The organism is Paenibacillus ehimensis NBRC 15659, assembly GCF_004000785.1.
In the GTDB taxonomy this organism is placed as follows: Bacteria; Bacillota; Bacilli; order Paenibacillales; family NBRC-103111; genus Paenibacillus_G; species Paenibacillus_G ehimensis.
Genome location: NZ_BILX01000048.1, coordinates 1 through 16800 on the forward strand (window position 1 = coordinate 1; position 16800 = coordinate 16800).

At 54.4% G+C, this 16800-nt stretch carries 15 protein-coding genes; 14 read left to right on the forward strand and 1 reads right to left on the reverse strand.

From position 1 onward, the window contains the following. The 10 genes from PEH01S_RS22885 to PEH01S_RS22925 form a co-directional block, all read left to right on the forward strand. Nucleotides 1-163, forward strand: a 163-nt coding sequence (locus PEH01S_RS22885) for a D-aminoacyl-tRNA deacylase (RefSeq protein WP_174807162.1), incomplete at its 5' end; no start/stop codon positions are given. Between the two features lie 111 nt (nucleotides 164-274). Continuing rightward, entirely contained in the window at nucleotides 275-451 is a 177-nt protein-coding gene (locus PEH01S_RS34730; protein WP_161782260.1) for a hypothetical protein, read from the forward strand. Nucleotides 452-649: 198 nt separating this feature from the next. Beyond that, nucleotides 650-2188, forward strand: a complete 1539-nt coding sequence (locus tag PEH01S_RS22890) for a coproporphyrinogen III oxidase (protein WP_127488243.1) — start codon at nucleotides 650-652, stop codon at nucleotides 2186-2188. A 72-nt stretch (nucleotides 2189-2260) separates the two neighbouring features. Then, nucleotides 2261-4222 (forward strand): FAD-dependent oxidoreductase, encoded by a 1962-nt coding sequence (locus PEH01S_RS22895; RefSeq protein WP_127488245.1) that lies wholly within the window; start codon nucleotides 2261-2263, stop codon nucleotides 4220-4222. Nucleotides 4223-4681: 459 nt separating this feature from the next. Then, nucleotides 4682-5944, forward strand: coding sequence for a histidine--tRNA ligase (gene hisS, locus PEH01S_RS22900; protein WP_127488247.1), 1263 nt, complete (start codon nucleotides 4682-4684; stop codon nucleotides 5942-5944). 41 nt (nucleotides 5945-5985) lie between these two features. Next, nucleotides 5986-7773 (forward strand): aspartate--tRNA ligase, encoded by a 1788-nt coding sequence (gene aspS / locus PEH01S_RS22905; protein WP_036714252.1) that lies wholly within the window; start codon nucleotides 5986-5988, stop codon nucleotides 7771-7773. 32 nt (nucleotides 7774-7805) lie between these two features. Further along, entirely contained in the window at nucleotides 7806-8558 is a 753-nt protein-coding gene (locus PEH01S_RS22910) for a tRNA threonylcarbamoyladenosine dehydratase (RefSeq protein WP_127488249.1), read from the forward strand. Nucleotides 8559-8696: 138 nt separating this feature from the next. Continuing rightward, the gene (locus PEH01S_RS22915; RefSeq protein ID WP_025850288.1) at nucleotides 8697-9482 is read left to right on the forward strand and encodes a hypothetical protein; all 786 of its coding nucleotides are present in this window, start codon (nucleotides 8697-8699) and stop codon (nucleotides 9480-9482) included. A 3-nt stretch (nucleotides 9483-9485) separates the two neighbouring features. Further along, nucleotides 9486-9950, forward strand: coding sequence for a hypothetical protein (locus PEH01S_RS22920; protein WP_127488251.1), 465 nt, complete (start codon nucleotides 9486-9488; stop codon nucleotides 9948-9950). Between the two features lie 134 nt (nucleotides 9951-10084). Then, nucleotides 10085-11338, forward strand: coding sequence for a replication-associated recombination protein A (locus tag PEH01S_RS22925; RefSeq protein WP_127488253.1), 1254 nt, complete (start codon nucleotides 10085-10087; stop codon nucleotides 11336-11338). A 59-nt stretch (nucleotides 11339-11397) separates the two neighbouring features. On the opposite strand, the gene PEH01S_RS22930 is transcribed toward PEH01S_RS22925, so the two are convergent. Then, a complete protein-coding gene (locus PEH01S_RS22930; RefSeq protein ID WP_246063043.1) occupies nucleotides 11398-12078 on the reverse strand; it encodes a sensor domain-containing protein in 681 nt (226 codons plus the stop codon). Between the two features lie 258 nt (nucleotides 12079-12336). On the opposite strand from PEH01S_RS22930, the gene PEH01S_RS22935 reads away from it, so the two are divergent. From PEH01S_RS22935 to PEH01S_RS22950, 4 genes are all read left to right on the forward strand, one after another. Next, on the forward strand, nucleotides 12337-13716 hold the full coding sequence (locus PEH01S_RS22935; protein ID WP_246063045.1) for a hemolysin family protein: 1380 nt from the start codon (nucleotides 12337-12339) through the stop codon (nucleotides 13714-13716). A 148-nt stretch (nucleotides 13717-13864) separates the two neighbouring features. Further along, the gene (locus PEH01S_RS22940) at nucleotides 13865-14491 is read left to right on the forward strand and encodes a YhbD family protein (protein WP_127488257.1); all 627 of its coding nucleotides are present in this window, start codon (nucleotides 13865-13867) and stop codon (nucleotides 14489-14491) included. Nucleotides 14492-14536: 45 nt separating this feature from the next. Then, nucleotides 14537-15259 carry a polymer-forming cytoskeletal protein gene (locus PEH01S_RS22945; RefSeq protein ID WP_025850282.1) on the forward strand — a complete coding sequence of 241 codons (723 nt, stop codon included), beginning with the start codon at nucleotides 14537-14539 and terminating at the stop codon, nucleotides 15257-15259. Next, nucleotides 15240-16793: an MDR family MFS transporter gene (locus tag PEH01S_RS22950; RefSeq protein WP_025850281.1), complete on the forward strand. Its 1554-nt coding sequence runs from the start codon at nucleotides 15240-15242 to the stop codon at nucleotides 16791-16793. The genes PEH01S_RS22945 and PEH01S_RS22950 overlap by 20 nt, the downstream gene beginning before the upstream one ends. The last annotated feature ends 7 nt before the right edge of the window (nucleotides 16794-16800 follow it).

A 16800-nucleotide genomic window follows, 5' to 3' on the forward strand; every position in this document is an offset into this window, starting at 1 on the left:
GGCCGCACGCCCCGAGCTAGCGGAGCCGCTCTACGAACGGTTTAACGGCATGCTGCGCGAAGCGGGTCTTCATGTGGAGACCGGGCGGTTCGGGGCAATGATGGACGTGTCGCTCGTCAACGACGGACCGGTCACGCTCATTGTCGAAAGCAAGCAGAGCTAACTTTGATACGAATAAGCAAGGCTCGGGCGGGGGACAATGAGAGATAAGACAGCCTGCGAAGATTTCATCTTGTGCGGCTGCTGTCCGACATCTAAGGAGCCTGGGCATATTATGTACAGATCGCCGAAAGAACAAAGCTTACTGATGCCGGAACTGCAACTTGTTTCCGGCGGTCTGGCAGAGGCGGCGGCACTGCAATCGTCCGGGATGGACGATACGGAAATCCGTGCCGATTTCTCTTCTTCCAGCGAGCAACTGAAGCGGACGGCGCGCAAATCGTTCCGCTGACCAAAAGACGGGTCGTTTTCGTGGATTGAGCGAAAGCGGCCCGTTTGTTTCATTAAGCGGCCAAATATGCTAAACTATTGCTAGTTTTGTTCCAATTTGAAACTTCTTGTGCGGCAGTCCCGTCTTAAAAGAGACGAAGCATTTGTTTCGGCATCCGGCGGCTGACTTGCACAGACGAATAACGGAGGATGGAAGGCATTGAAAATCGAATTCGAGCGTGTCGGTTTCGGTGAACAGGCCAATGAGCTGTTTCATATATGCAAGCTTTTTTTCGAAGAGGTCGAAGCGGTCTACGAGAGAACGGACGATGCGCGTCTGCATGTCCGCGTCGAGGTGGAAGCCGATGAAACAAAGCGTTTGATCAGGGCCAAGGTCCGACTGACCGACCGGGAGACGGGAGCCGCTTACGAAGCCGGGCATGAGCGGGCGATGGATGCACGGGACGCCGGACATAAACGCACCGTCAAGCGGTCGGTCGGTTATGGGCTGCTTCAGGTGCTTCGCGAGTATACCGGACTGGAGCAGGCATGGGGGATTTTGACCGGCGTGCGTCCGACCAAGCTGATGCATAACTTGATGATGAAACAATCGATCGAAAGCTGCAAGCAGACGCTGCGGGACGAGTATCTCGTCACCGAACCGAAAGTGGAATTGCTCGCCGGAATAGCCGAACGCCAGTTGAAAGTGATCCCTGATTTGTTCCGTTTGGACCGGGAAGTAAGCATTTATATCGGGATCCCGTTTTGTCCGACCAAGTGCGCTTACTGTACATTTCCGGCCTACGACATTCGGGGAAATAACGGGTCCGTTGAAGCGTTCCTGGAAGGACTGCACTATGAGATTCGCGAGATGGGCCGCTGGATGCGGGAAGCCGGAGTCGGCATCACGACGATTTACTGGGGCGGAGGAACGCCGACGAGCATTACGGCCGAGCAAATGGATGGGCTGTTCGTCACCATGCACGAATCGTTCCCGGCGATGGACCGTGTCCGCGAGCTGACCGTCGAGGCCGGTCGTCCGGATACGATTACCGAGGACAAGATCGAAGTCATGAAACGGTGGAAGGTCGACCGGATCAGTATTAACCCGCAAAGCTTCACGCAAGCGACGCTTGATGCGATCGGACGGCACCATACGGTGACGGAAACGATCGACAAGTTCAAGCTCGCCCGGAAACTTGGGCTGAACAACATCAACATGGATCTCATTATCGGACTGCCGAACGAAGGAATGGCCGAGCTGCAGAGGACGCTTGACCAGACGGCCGAGCTGCTGCCGGAATCGCTGACGGTTCATACGCTCTCCTTCAAACGCGCTTCCAAGATGACGAAGAACAAAAGCGAGTACGAGGTGGCGGAGCGGGACGAAATCGCCGAGATGATCCGCTCCGCCTCCGAGTGGACGGAGCGGCACGGGTACAAGCCGTATTACATGTACCGGCAGAAAAACATTTTGGGCAATCAGGAGAATGTCGGCTATTCGCTCGAAGGCTTTGAAAGTCTGTACAACATTCTGATGATGGAAGAGCGGCAGACAATCATTGGACTCGGCTGCGGCGCGGTAAGTAAAGTGCTTTATCCGAAGGTCGAGCATGAAGAGGGCTACGAGCAGCGCATCGAACGATTGCCGAATCCGAAGGAGCCATCCTTCTACAACGAGGCTTACCAAGAGTATGTCGACAAAAAAATCAGGCTGCTGAACGATGCGTACGGTGTTCAAGCCAGCCAGCCGTCATAAGGCGGCATAACGAATCATGCTTCGTTATTTTCAAATGATCGGGTTTTAATCATAACATGGCAGAGGTGTATTATGGCAGGGAAATCGAACTATTCCGGAGGCAGTGCAAAAGGCTACGTATTTGTAATCGCACTGATCGTTCTAATTGCGGCTGGCGCCGGAGCATGGCACTATTGGAAAGCAGGGGGGACGAAGGCCGGAACGGACAGCGGCCATCGAAAGGCCGCCCAGAAGCTGGCGGAAGTTAAAACGGTAAGTACTCCAAAAGACAGCTATGACGTGATTGTGGCCGGTACCGACCCCGAGGGAGTGGCGGCGGCCATTTCCGCGGCGCGCAACGGCCAGAAGACGCTGCTGGTAGACGGAAAAGACCGCGAAATCCTGGGCGGACTGATGACTATCGGCTGGTTGAACAGTCTGGACATGAACTATGAGCCGGACAAAGGAGTGCTCCATAAACGGGAAATGCTCAACAAGGGCATCTTTGCGGAGTGGTACGGCAAAATCGAAGGAGATTCGTTCGATGTCGTGACGGCGGCCAATGCCTTCAACGAGATGGTCGCTGCGGAGAACAATATCGACGTGCTGTTGAAAGTCAAATCGATGGAGCCGATCACTTCCCCTTCGGGAACGGTTTCCAAAATTACGGGCATGAAACTTACCTTGGCTGACGGCAGCGTCAAAACCGTCCAGACCAAGGCGCTCATCGATGCAACGCAGGATGCGGACATTGCGGCAGCCGCAGGAGTTCCTTATACGACGGGGCGCGAAGATCTCGGCGACAAGAAGGCGCGCATGGCCGTGACGCTCGTCTTCCGGTTGAAGAATGTTACGCCGGCCGTATGGGAGAAGGTCCGCAAGCGTCTGGATGGAGATAACGACGCCGGAACGGGCGCGAACGAAATGAGCGCTTGGGGCTATAAAGACATGAAGGATTATCCTGCGGTTAATAAAGATCGCGTGCGGATGCGGGGCTTGAACATCGGACGTCAGAACAACGACACGATGCTGATCAATGCACTGCAAATTTTCGGAATCGACGGAACTGACCCCAAATCGCGTGAAGAAGCATTTAAGCTCGGCAAGGACGAGCTTCCTAATATTGTGAAATACATGCAGGAAAAGTATCCCGAATTTGCCGGCATTGAGCTGGACGCAACAGCGCCGGAGCTGTATGTGCGCGAAACGCGTCACATCCAAGGCGAATACCGCCTTAGCATTATCGACGTGCTTGAAAACCGCGATCAATGGGACCGCATCGGTTTCGGCTCCTATCCGGTCGATATTCAGCGCATGTCCCCTGCGGACACCGGTGCGGTCGTGACCGTACCTCAACAATATGCGGTGCCGTTCCGCAGCATCGTCCCGCTCAAAGTGGACGGGCTGCTGGTCGTCGGCCGCGCGGCGAGCTTTGATTCGCTGCCGCACGGGACCGCACGCGTCATTCCGGTGGGCATGGCGGCCGCCGAAGCGGCCGGAGCGGCAGCGAAGATCGCGGCGGACTCCGGAATCACGTTCCGCCAAATGTCCGCCAATAAGGATGCCATTACGAAGCTTCAGGATACGTTGAATAATCAGGGCATGGTGCTGAAGCCGTTCAGCATTAAGGCGCAGCCGTTCATGGAGCATAAAGCGTACGAAGGATTGAAGGTAGCGGTCACGCTCGGTCTTGCAACGGGCGGATACGACAATAACTTTGCGCTGGACAGCAAGTCCAATCAGCAGCGGCTGGTCAACCTTCTCTTGGGAATGCGCAAATTCAAGCCCGAGGCGATGGCCGGGAACCCGGGAGAGGCGCTCGCCAAAGGCACCGATCCGAAGACGCTGCCGGTAACCTTGGATCAAGCGGCGCATATGATCGCCCTTCTGTTGAAGGTGGAAACGGCGCCGGAGCAAGCGCTGCAGACGCTGCAGAGCAAAGGATTGCTTAATGCTGCGACATTGGACGGCTTTGCGAACAAACAGGAGCTGACCAACGGCGACACGTATATGCTGATGAAAGACGTCTATAACGCGCTGAAGGCGGCAAAATAATCCGCATGGAAACTTGCAAGCATGCATATGTTTTTTCTTGACTTTGGATACCTTCGCGGGTAGAATAAATTCTAATTCCATGTCATATCTTATAGATCCGTTGATGGGACAAAGTAATTCGAACCTTGCGTATCCAGAGAGGGAAGCCCAGGCTGCAAGCTTCCTTATGCGAATCGGACGAACAGACCTCCCGGAGGACGAACGGGGAACCCCGGCCAGACGAAGGCGTTCATGCCGGTGCCGGATAGTAGTCGTTTGCGGCTGGCGGACGTTACCCGCTTGAAGAGTGTGAGCGAGTTATTTTGCGTAAAGCCGGGCCCGGCAGCGGAAGCTCGTTCGAATCGTGGGTGGTACCGCGGGAGACTTTTGGTTAAGTACAATCTCTCGTCCCTGAATTTGTTCAGGGGCGGGAGTTTTTTTATTTGTGCTGAAATGCGACAGAAAGGAGTCTGGGCTTACATGAGCATTCAAAAACCAAAGGGCACGCAGGACCTGCTGCCCGGCGAAATCGAGAAATGGCAGTACATTGAGGCGAAGGCCCGGGAGCTGTGTCTGCGTTTCAATTTTCGCGAGATCCGTACGCCGATGTTCGAGCACACGGAGCTGTTCCAGCGCGGCGTAGGAGAGACGACGGACATTGTCGAGAAGGAAATGTATACCTTCCTCGACAAAGGGGACCGCAGCATTTCGCTTCGTCCCGAAGGAACAGCGGGGGTCGTACGCTCTTATGTGGAAAACAAGCTGTACGGCGAACCCGATGTCAGCAAGCTATATTATATCGGTCCGATGTTCCGGTACGAGCAGCCGCAGGCCGGCCGTTACCGCCAGTTTCACCAGTTCGGCATCGAAGCGTTCGGTTCGGTGGACCCGAGTCTCGACGCGGAAGTGATTGCGCTGGGTTATACGTTTTATAAAGAGCTTGGACTAAAAGACGTCACGGTGGAAATCAACTCCGTCGGCAACCCGGCTGTAAGGGCCGTATACCGCGAGAAAATTCAGCAGTTTTTTGCTCCGGTGAAGGAGAAGCTGTGCAAGGACTGTCAGTCGCGGTACGACCGCAATCCGATGAGGATTCTCGACTGCAAGGTCGATCAGAAATACGGCGAAGGCGCACCGACCATCCTCGAATACCTGGATGAGGAATGCCGTACGCACTTCCAAGCGGTGCAGGAATATTTGACTGCGATGGAGATTCCGTTCCGTATTAATCCGCGGCTGGTCCGGGGGCTGGATTACTATACGCACACCGCGTTCGAGTACAAAGCGGCCGGTATCGGCGCGATCGATACGATCGGGGGCGGCGGACGATATAACGGCCTTGTCGGACAAATCGGCGGAACCGACCAACCGGGCGTCGGCTTCGGACTTGGGATGGAGCGAATTCTGCTTGTGCTTCAGGCGCAGGGGGTTGATATTCCGGCGGCTAAACCGTTGGATGTGTACTTGATCGGCCTCGGCGAAGCCGCAGAGCGAGAATGTGTGAAGCTGCTGCAAAATCTTCGTCTGGCGGGACTGTCCGCGGAAAAAGACTACTTGGGCCGTAAAATCAAAGCGAAAATGAAATCGGCCGACCGGTACAACGCGGCTTATGTCGCCATTCTTGGCGACGACGAGCTTGCGAAGGGCGAAATTACCTTGAAAACGATGGCTACCGGCGAACAAGAAACGCTGTCGCTCTCCGATCTCGTGCAGACGCTGCGCGAGCGGGCCGGGCAAGCTTAACGATAAACGATTTTTATCATACTTTGGAGGTAACGAACACCATGACGACGATGTTAAAAACGCATCATTGCGGCACTTTGAGCAAAGCTAATGTGGGACAGACGGTAACGCTGAACGGTTGGGTCCAGCGCCGCCGCGACCTTGGAGGGGTATTGTTCATCGATCTGCGCGACCGGAGCGGGATCGTGCAAATCGTCTTCAACCCGGCTTTTTCCGGCGAAGCGCTTGCAGTAGCCGACCGGGCACGCAACGAATACGTGCTCGCGGTACGCGGGGACGTCGTAGAACGGGATGCGGAGACCGTTAACCCGAACCTTCCGACCGGAGAGATCGAAGTTCGGATCACCGAGATCGAAATATTGAATGCCGCGAAAAATCCGCCGTTCTTCATCGAAGACGGGATCGAAATCGACGAATCGCTGCGCCTCAAGCACCGTTATCTCGACCTGCGCCGTCCGGAAATGCAGCGTACTTTAATGCTGCGCGCCAAAGCGGCCAAAGTATTCCGCGACTATTTGGACGAGAACGGCTTTGTCGAAGTGGAAACGCCGATTTTGATCAACAGCACGCCGGAAGGCGCACGCGATTACCTGGTGCCAAGCCGCGTTCACCCGGGCGAATTTTACGCGCTGCCGCAGTCGCCGCAAATCTTTAAGCAGCTGTTGATGGTAAGCGGCCTTGAGCGATACTACCAAATCGCCCGCTGCTTCCGCGACGAAGACTTGCGCGCCGACCGCCAGCCGGAATTTACGCAGGTGGACATTGAGACGTCGTTCCTGTCGCAGGATCAACTGCTCGAGATGATGGAGAAGCTCGTCGTACGCTTGTTTAAAGAAACGGCCGGCGTCGACATCGAAACGCCGTTCCAACGCATCAGCTACGCGGATGCGATGGGCAAATACGGCTCTGACAAGCCGGATCTTCGTTTCGGCCTGGAACTGCAGGACGTGTCGGACATTGTCGCGGAATCGGGCGTCCAAGTCTTTGCGAACGTCATCAAAAAGGGCGGTCAAGTGAAGGCGCTCAATGCCAAAGGCTGCGCCGCTTGGAGCCGCAAGGAAATCGACGATCTCGGCGTATTCGCCGCACGCTACGGGGCCAAAGGGCTGGCGTGGATGACGTACAAAGACGGCGAGCTGAAAGGGCCGATCGTGAAATTTTTCAACGAGCAGGAGCTGGAGCAGCTTAAGCAGCGTCTGGAAGCCGAGGAAGGCGACCTGCTGTTGTTCTCCGCCGATACGAAGAAGGTCGTTGCCGACGTGCTCGGAAACCTTCGTTTGAAAATCGGCCGTCAATTGGGACTTATCGACGACAGCAAATTCAAGTTCGCGTGGGTGATGGACTTCCCGCTGCTCAGCTACGACGAGGAAGCGAAGCGCTACGTGGCGGAGCATCATCCGTTCACGCGCCCGAAAGAAGAAGACATGCATTATTTCGACACCGACCCGGGCCAAATTCGTGCGCAGGCCTACGACCTTGTGCTGAACGGCTACGAAGTCGGCGGCGGCTCCATGCGGATCTATCAGCGTGAAGTACAAGAGAAAATGTTCGCTACGCTTGGTCTTTCCGAGGAAGAAGTGCAGGAGAAATTCGGCTACCTGCTGGAGGCTTTCGAATACGGTACGCCGCCTCACGGGGGTATCGCCTTCGGGTTCGACCGGCTCGTGATGCTGATTACCGGCCGCACCAACCTGCGCGAAACGATTGCCTTCCCGAAAACGGCCAGTGCAACGGACCTGTTAACGGGAGCTCCGGGTCCCGTGGATGCCAAGCAGCTTGAGGATCTATCCATTCGTTTGGCGCTCAAGCAGCCTTCGGCCAAAGCTTAAGACCCGAATAAGAGGAGAGTGGACAGTAAGCCATGCTGCATCAATTTTCCCGTACGGAGCTGGCGATCGGCCCGGAAGGGCTTGAGGTTATGAAAAATAGTACGGTGGCGGTTCTCGGCATCGGCGGCGTCGGTTCGATCGCCGCCGAAGCGTTGGCCCGCACCGGCGTCGGCCGGATCATCATGATCGACAAGGATGTGGTCGACATTACGAATGTGAACCGGCAAATTCATGCTTTGGTGACGACGGTCGGCCAGCCGAAGGCGGAGCTGATGAGAGACCGTATCCTGCAAATCAACCCGGAATGCGATGCCGTCGCCCTGCGCATGTTTTATACCGAAGAAACGTATGAGCAGCTGTTCGGTTATCCGCTGGATTATGTGGTGGACGCCTCCGATACGATCAGCTACAAAATCCATCTGATCAAGCAATGCCTGCAGCGTAAAATTCCGCTCATTTCCAGTATGGGCGCTGCCAACAAGATGGATCCGACCCGGTTCCAAGTGGCGGATATTTCCAAGACGACCGTTGATCCGATGGCGCGGGTGATTCGTCACAAGCTGCGGAAAGAAGGCATCAAGAAGGGCGTCAAAGTCGTTTTTTCGACGGAAGAGCCGATCAAGCCGCGGGTCGACGTCACACAGCGGATCGTGCCGGAGAATGCGCCTGAAATTCGTAAAGCGCAGCAACCGCCGGCCAGCAACGCGTTCGTTCCGCCCGTTGCCGGGCTGATCATGGTCAGCGTCGTTGTCCGTGACCTGCTGGCTAAGGCCGGACTGAAGTAGCGTAGTCAGCAGTTCAACATAAAGAAAGCATCCTTTGCAGCGAAAATGCGAAAAGGATGCTTTTTTTGTCATTTTTGGGGCAGGATAGAAAAAGGGAGCGTAAACGTTCTTTCATTCTTTTTAATCGGAGTGCAGACCATGGAACGAAGCCCAGCTACGGGAAACTACAGGCGTTATTTGGCTTATTTCGGAACCCTGAATATCAATATGCTGCATTTGCGCAAGCCTTGGGTGATCGCTTGGTGGTCGGCCGCGTTCCCGGGATTCGGACATTTGCTTCTTGGCAGCCAAATCAAAGGGTTTATCTTGATTTTGTGGGAAGTTGGGATCAATATGCAGTCGGGAATCAACAAATCGATGGTTTGCTCTTTTACGGGTCGGGCCGACCTGTCGAAGCAGATGCTGAATCCGCGTTGGGTGCTGCTGTATATTCCCGTCTATATTTATGCCATCTGGGACAGCTACCGCAAAACGATTGAGCTGAACAAGGAGTGGGTGCTGGCCGAGTGGGAGCATGCGCCCATTGTTTCCTTTAAAATGGGCGGTATGTCTTTGAATCATTTGGACAAAAGCTCGCCCTGGCTCGCTATGGCTTGGTCCATGCTCATGCCGGGGCTTGGACAGTTGTATCTCCGCCGCATTCCTGTCGGCTTTTTTCTGCTGGCCGGGTGGATTACCTTTATGTATCTCTCGGGTGTTGCGGAAATCGTGCTCGTCTCCTTGGAAGGAAATTACATCCAGGCGTGGCACTCGATTCATTCAGAGTGGGCCTTGTTTATGCCTTCTTTTTACTGCTTTGCGGCTTATGAGGCCTATGTGTATTCGGTCGAATACAACAAATTATTCGACAAAGCCCAGAAGCAGTGGCTGGAGCGCAGCTATGGAACGCTGCGTCCCAACTTCTGCCGGGCAACGGGACGGTAAAAGATGTACATCGTTGCGACTTTTCGGCATTCGTCAGAGCTGGAGCTGGCCATCTGCGAATTGGAGCGGCAAGGTATCCTTGCCGAAGCGATTGCTGCGGTTCCGCTCAGAGCAAATGGCCCGCAGGAGATACGGGTATTCGATACGATCCGCCGCTCGGACGGGATCAGCTTGCTGGACGGCCCCGCTGTAACCGGCACGATCGGTTCCGTACTGGGAGCGGCGCTGGGCTTCGGCTGGGCCATCGGTCCAATTTTCGGCGGTTTGCTCGGGCTTGCGTCAGGCGCCGCTCTTGGCTTTGCCTTGGATTGGCTCATTAACTTCAAGCGGCGAAAAAAACGCAAGCGGAGAGAACATGGCGCGGACGTCGTCATGATTGTAGAGTGCAGTCCTGATCAAGCATCGGAAGTCCGGCACATTATGGAGCGTTGGCTTGCCCTCGGAATTGGCCAGCTTGGGTCGGGCTGAGCCCCATACCTTTGTAAATCGTGCAAAGTGCTTTTATAATAAAAAGCATGGGTCATCTGTTCGCGGCACCTATAGCGGACTCTGGGGCCTGTGCTTTTTTTGCGAATATTCAGGATTGGCGGTCAGAGGAAACCATGGACTTATTCGATTACAACCGGACGAACGAATACAAGCCGCTGGCGGAAAGAATGCGCCCGCAAAATCTGGAGCAATTTTTCGGGCAGAAGCATTTGCTTGGCGAAGGCAAGGTGCTGCGCCGGCTCATCGAAACGGACAAGATCGGCTCCATGATTTTGCAAGGCCCGCCTTCCAGCGGCAAAACGACACTTGCCACGATCATCAGCGGAATGACGAGCTCGCATTTTGAGAAATTGAACGGCGTCTCGCTTTCGGTTTCGGATCTGCGGGAAGTCGCCCGAAAAGCGAAAGATAATCTAAAGCTCTACAATCAGCGGACAATTTTGTTCCTGGATGAAATCCATGCGCTCAAAAGCAACGTGCAGGAGTCGCTGCTGCCTATCGTCGAAGACGGAACCATTATCTTGATCGGTGCAACGACAGAAAGCATCGCACATGATATCATACCGCCTCTTGTCAGCCGCTGCCGCGTGTATCGGCTCGAGGCGCTGCAAAAGGACGACCTGGAGCAAATTCTTCGTCAGGCATTGGCGGACCCCGAAAGAGGGCTGGGCGGGGAGTATCAGATTTCAAAGGAAGCGATGGATTATTTATGCGACGTCTGCAACGGCGATGTGAGAAATGCCTTGATCGCCTTGGAAACGGCTGCCTATTCGCTGCACGATTCACAAACGATCGAGCTGCAGACGATTCAGGAATCGTTCGAGTCCCGGATCAATGCGATAACCCATACGGATTTTTACGACATGACATCCGCCTTTTGCAAGTCGCTCCGCGGCGGACAGACGGACGCGGCCATCTATTGGCTGGCGCGTATGCTGTATTCGGGTGTAGACCCGCTGTACATCTGCCGCAGAATCGTCGTTCATGCGACGGAAGATGTGGGCATGGCCAATCCGACCGCACTGCAAATCGCATTGGCGGCGAAAGACGCCGTCGAATTTGTCGGCATGCCGGAAGCGCGAATGGCTATCGCCGAAGCTGTCGTGTTCATTTGCGAGAGCCCGAAAAGCAATGCGGTCTATAAAGCAATCAACGGAGCTCTCGATTACGTCAAGCAGACGAAAGCTTACGAGGTCCCCGCAGATGTCCGCGACGGTACAAGAACTTATACGAATCCTATCGATCATCCGAACGCCCGGAACGAATACCTTCCTCCGGAAGTGAAGGGCAAGCGATTTTATCAGCCGCAAAATAGCGGAGTGGAGGCGAAGATTTTCGCGAAATATAATAAGCCTGCGGCAGAGTAAAGCCGCAGGGTATACCGGCAGAGGTCCAAGATGGAACATTTCCGGGGAAATAAGTCCGCTTAGGCCCGCTGCAGCGGAGCGCCTCCGGCTCTTCCCCGGGCCGGATCGGAAATTTCGACAGCGATGCGCCCGAAAAATAAGGCGCTTTGACGGATTAATTTATGGGTCACGGGCAGAAGCAGCAGACCGATGCCTGCATAAATAAGCGAGATTTGAAGCGAACTGAAATCCGTCGGAAGCAAACGGGTGAACAGTTCCCTCTCGAAAATATCAATGCCGATCGTTTGCAGTAAAATCGTATAGACGAGCGGCGACACCAAGAGTGCCATGTTAACGGCTACGACCGTGACAGCAAGCGTAAACGAAAGGATGCCCAAAGGCAGCTTGACGATTTGGAACAGCAGCCCTACGTAAGTTGCCGGGTCGGAAAGCTCCGCGCTTAACTGGGCGAAGAGACCTTTTCTGCCATGCTGTCCTGGTTCGAAGTCATCCGATCGTACGGTAGCTGTGACAGTCGAAGGGGATTGAAGCAGCCGGTCGGCCAGCCTTGCATCCAAAACGGTCATGTGCTTGGCAAAACGCGCTGTCATAATCATAAGCGGAAAGCCGACGAACAGCGGCATCAGTCCGATGGACAAGACGACACCGACGATCGTCAGCGTAAATCCGATAATGCCTTCGGGAAGAAGATAAAGCAAATAGTAAAAGGCTCCGATAAATCCTGGTTTTTGCGTATTCAATGGTTCCACATCCTCGTATCGTTTTGAACCCTTTGACGTTCGTGCCGGGTTTACCCCTTCAATTTTTCATTTTTAGACTCCCTTCCAAAAGCTTGCTTGCGACAAGGCCACCTTGTTTTTTCGTTCTAGTCTTCGAGCATTGCGTATAGTGTAGTAATGGATCCGCGAATTCGCCAAACTCCGGACATCATGCGGATCACATGGGTACATCCGAGGGAGGTGCGCCTATTCGCCTTGCGCGGGCGGGTAGGCGGAGCGTTGATTAACGATCCGTTATCGCTTATTTGGGGCGTCATCCTTGCGCTGACTCTGGTAGCACTGAACGCCTTCTTTGTCGCTGCCGAATTCGCGATGGTGAAAGTGATGTACAGCCGGTTGGAATCCCGCGTGCGCCCGGAATCCCGACAAGTTCGTTCAACCCGGTTTCTGATGCAAAAGGTCGATGCTCACTTATCAGCCTGCCAATTCGGCATCACGCTCACCTCGCTCGGACTTGGCTGGGTCGGCGGGCCGGCAATCCAAGCGCTGCTTGAACCGGTGCTCAGACTTCTGCACCTGCCGGAGCAGGTAATCGGGACGATTGCTTTTTTGATTGCGTTTTCGTTGATAGCGGTGCTGCATATGACGTTTGGGGAGCAGATTCCCAAAGCCTATGCCATTCGTAAATCGGAGCAGGTGATACTGTTATCGTCTGTGCCGCTTATCGGCTTTTACAGAGCGATGCGGCCGTTGCTTTGGTGTGTGAACGGCATTTCGGCCTGGCTGCTGCGCCTGACGGGCATCGCTTCCTCTGTGGAGTATCGGACCGCCCACACGGAAGAAGAAATCCGGGGGCTGATGAAAGAAAGTAACCGCAGCGGATTCATCGACAATACCGAGCTGGAGCTCGTCGACAATATTTTCGATTTCACCGAAACGTATGCGCGAGAGATTATGATTCCGCGCACGGAGATGATCTGCTTGTACGCAGGACGCTCCTACGAAGACAATAAAGCGATAGCGATCCGCGAGATGCATACGCGTTATCCGGTATGCGACCCGGACAAGGACAGCATTATCGGATTCGTGCACATGAAAGATTTGCTCATTGCGGGGAAACAGCCGGAAACGATCCGGACGATCCTCCGTCCGATCACGAAAGTTCCGGAAACGATGCGTATAAGCGAGCTGCTTAAATTTATGCAAAAGAAGAAGACGCAGATGGCGCTGCTCATCGACGAGTACGGCGGGACTTCCGGCCTGGTGACCTTTGAGGATATCATTGAGGAAATCGTGGGTGAGATTCAGGATGAATTTGATGAAGAACGGCCGCAGATCGAGAAGCGGGCCGATCATTTGCACTCGATTGACGGGCGGATGCTGATTGAGGAAGTCAACAGCTATTTCGGGCTCTGTATCGCGTCCGACGATTACGATACGATCGGCGGATGGATGTACGCTCAAGTGGAAATGCCGCCTAGGAAGCAGCAGTCTGTCCTCTCGGAAAACCGATTCCGGTTTATGATCGAGGAGCTCGATCATTTGCGGATTTCGCGGATTTTGGTTGTCCGGCAGGAGCAGGCCGGCGGATCATCCTGCGAAAACAGGAGATCGGCGGATGGACGGGAGCGTACACAAAGGAAGGACAGGGGGTCTTAAAGCGAACACAAGCGAGCATACAATGGTGTAACGAAACAAACCTCACCTATTCTCCTCAAGAAAGGCTTCGATCAGGAAGCTTTTTTGTTTTATGATTTACAATGTAACAATGTTATGTTACACTTAATGTCGTAAGGAGGCGTTGAAGGTGACGGAACGGGAGTTGATCTCCAAAAAAGATTTGCTTGAGCTGACAGGCATCTCTTACGGCCAATTATACCGCTGGAAACGAAAAAATCTCATTCCGGAAGAATGGTTTATCCGAAAGTCGACATTTACGGGGCAGGAGACCTTTTTTCCGAAGGACAGCATTTTGGCCCGGATTGATAAAATCGTAAACATGAAAGACGATTTGTCGCTGGATGAGCTGGCAGACGTGTTTTCCCCGAATTTGAGCGAAGTTGCCCTTGGGCGTTCGGAGCTGGAAAAACGCAACATTGTTACGAAAGAGACGCTCGATTTTTACATCGAACAGCAGGGAACGAGCGCGGTCTACGATTTTGAAAAAATAATATGCATGTATGCGCTCGACAAGCTGCTGCAAACCGGAGAGATGACGTTGGAGGAAGGGAAAGGCCTGATTCAGACCATGGGGGAGCATTATCCGAAGCTTCAGGGCAAAACCGGCGAGCTGATCTTTTTTCGAAAGATGGGCATGTCCGGCTTCGTGATTGCGACAAGTCCGGGCGAAGTGTATTTCGAGCCGCGGGTCAGGGTGGTAGCGCGGATTTCGATCGCTGAGTGCGCAGAGGAATTGAAAATTAAATTATCGTAACGAGCTTACGAAACTATAACATGCAGCAAGTACGGAGGGATAACTATGGACAGCAGCAACCGCCGCGATCTGATTATTTCCGGCAGCGGCTCTTCCTCGGGCGGAAGCTACCGGAACGTAAAAATTAACGGAGAAGGCAAAATTTACGGCGACATCGATTGTTTCGAGTTCAGGACGAACGGAGTCAGTGAAGTATCCGGGCAAGTGAAGGCAAAGCTGGTTCAAGTGAACGGCCAGTGGTCGATGAAAGGCGCCGTCGAAAGCGAGGAAATTAAAGTGTACGGGGGGGCCAAGCTGGAAGGGAACGTGTCGTATCTCGATTTTAAATGCCGCGGCAGCGCCCGGGTTCAAGGGGACATGAACGGCGACCGGATCGATCTCGAAGGGGATTTGACCGTCGCCGGAGACTGCGAGGCGGAAACGTTCAATGCCAAGGGAGCGTTCCGGATCGACGGATTATTGAATGCAGGCGTTATCGATGTTTCGCTTTACGGCGCCAGCTCCGCGCAGGAAATCGGCGGCGAGGTGATCACGGTGCGCAAAAAAGGCTTCAGGTCGCTTCTCACGCCGTTTTTGCCGATGTTCGATGCGAAGCTGGAGGCCGAAACGATCGAAGGCGACGAAATTTATTTGGAGAACACGACCGCCAAAGTCGTCCGCGGCAGCCGGATTACGATCGGCTCAGGCTGTGAAATCGATCTGGTCGAATACAAAGAAAGCTTGAACCCGTTCAAAGGAGCAAAAATTCATGAGCACAGACAAATCTAACGGGAGCCGCCTTGGCTTCGTCGTCGCCGGTCTCTTGCTCGGCATCCTGATGGCGGCGATGGACAATACGATCGTAGCGACGGCGATGGGGACGATCGTCGCCGAGCTCGGCGGATTGGACAAATTCGTCTGGGTGACATCGGCTTACATGGTGGCCGAGATGGCGGGGATGCCGATCTTCGGCAAGCTGTCCGATATGTACGGTCGCAAGCGTTTTTTCGTTTTCGGCTTAATCGTATTTTTGCTTGGCTCCGTTCTGTGCGGCACCGCAAGCAGTATTACCGAGCTCAGCATTTACCGCGCCATCCAGGGCATTGGCGGCGGCGCGCTGATGCCGATTGCGTTCACGATCATTTTTGATGTGTTTCCGGCAGAGAAGCGGGGCAAAATGTCGGGATTGTTCGGCGCGGTTTTCGGGCTGTCCAGCATCTTCGGACCGCTGTTGGGTGCCTATATTACCGATTATATCGGGTGGAAATGGATATTTTATGTCAACGTGCCTATCGGTCTGCTTGCCCTGCTTTTTATCGTCCTATGCTACCGGGAATCGCCGGTGCATGCCAAACAGCGGATTGACTGGTGGGGAGCGGTCACGCTGGTGGGGGCGATCGTATGCCTCATGTTTGCGCTGGAATTAGGCGGCGGCACCTATCCTTGGACATCGGGAACGATCCTTGGTCTGTTCGCCGGGTTCGTCGTATTGTTCGGCGTGTTTCTATTTGCGGAAACCCGGGCCCGGGAGCCGATCATTTCCTTTGCGATGTTTCAAAACCGTCTGTTCGCTTCCAGCAATCTGGTGGGCCTGTTCTACGGCGCGGCGTTTATCGTGGCGACCGTCTATATTCCGATCTTCGTCCAAGGCGTGTTCGGCGGGAGCGCCACCAATTCGGGGCTTATCCTTCTTCCGATGATGCTGGGGACGGTCGTGACCGCGCAGTTGGGCGGTTTTCTCGCCGGCTCCGGAAAAATGTCTTACCGTGGCGTCATGCTCATTTTCTCCATTTTATTCGCGGTGTCCATCCTGCTGCTTGCTACACTGACACCGGATACGCCGCGGTATTTGGTAACGCTGTTCATGATCCTCGTCGGCCTCGGTACGGGCGCCTCCTTCTCCGTGCTCGGCATGTCGGCGATTCACGGCTTCGAGGCGAAGCAGCGCGGCTCGGCCAGCTCGACGATGTCGTTTGTACGCTCGCTCGGAATGACGATCGGAATTACCGTGTACGGAATTATTCAGCGAAACGATTTGGAATCGTCGTTAGCCGATACGTTCGGCGGTGCCGGAGCGCCGCAAGGGATTAGCCTGAAAGATCCGCGCGACCTGCTGTCGCCGGCAGCCCGCAGCGCCATCCCGGCGCCGGTTCTGGACAAAATTACGGCTGCGCTGTCGACGTCGATCTCGCACACGTTTCTGTGGGCGTTGATACCGGCTGCGCTTACGATTTTGTGCGTCTTATGGATGAGCCGGGAAAAAATGCACATTTCCCGGGAACCTCGGGAAGTAGCCTCCGAACAAGCTGCTTCGCATACGTAAACTTCAT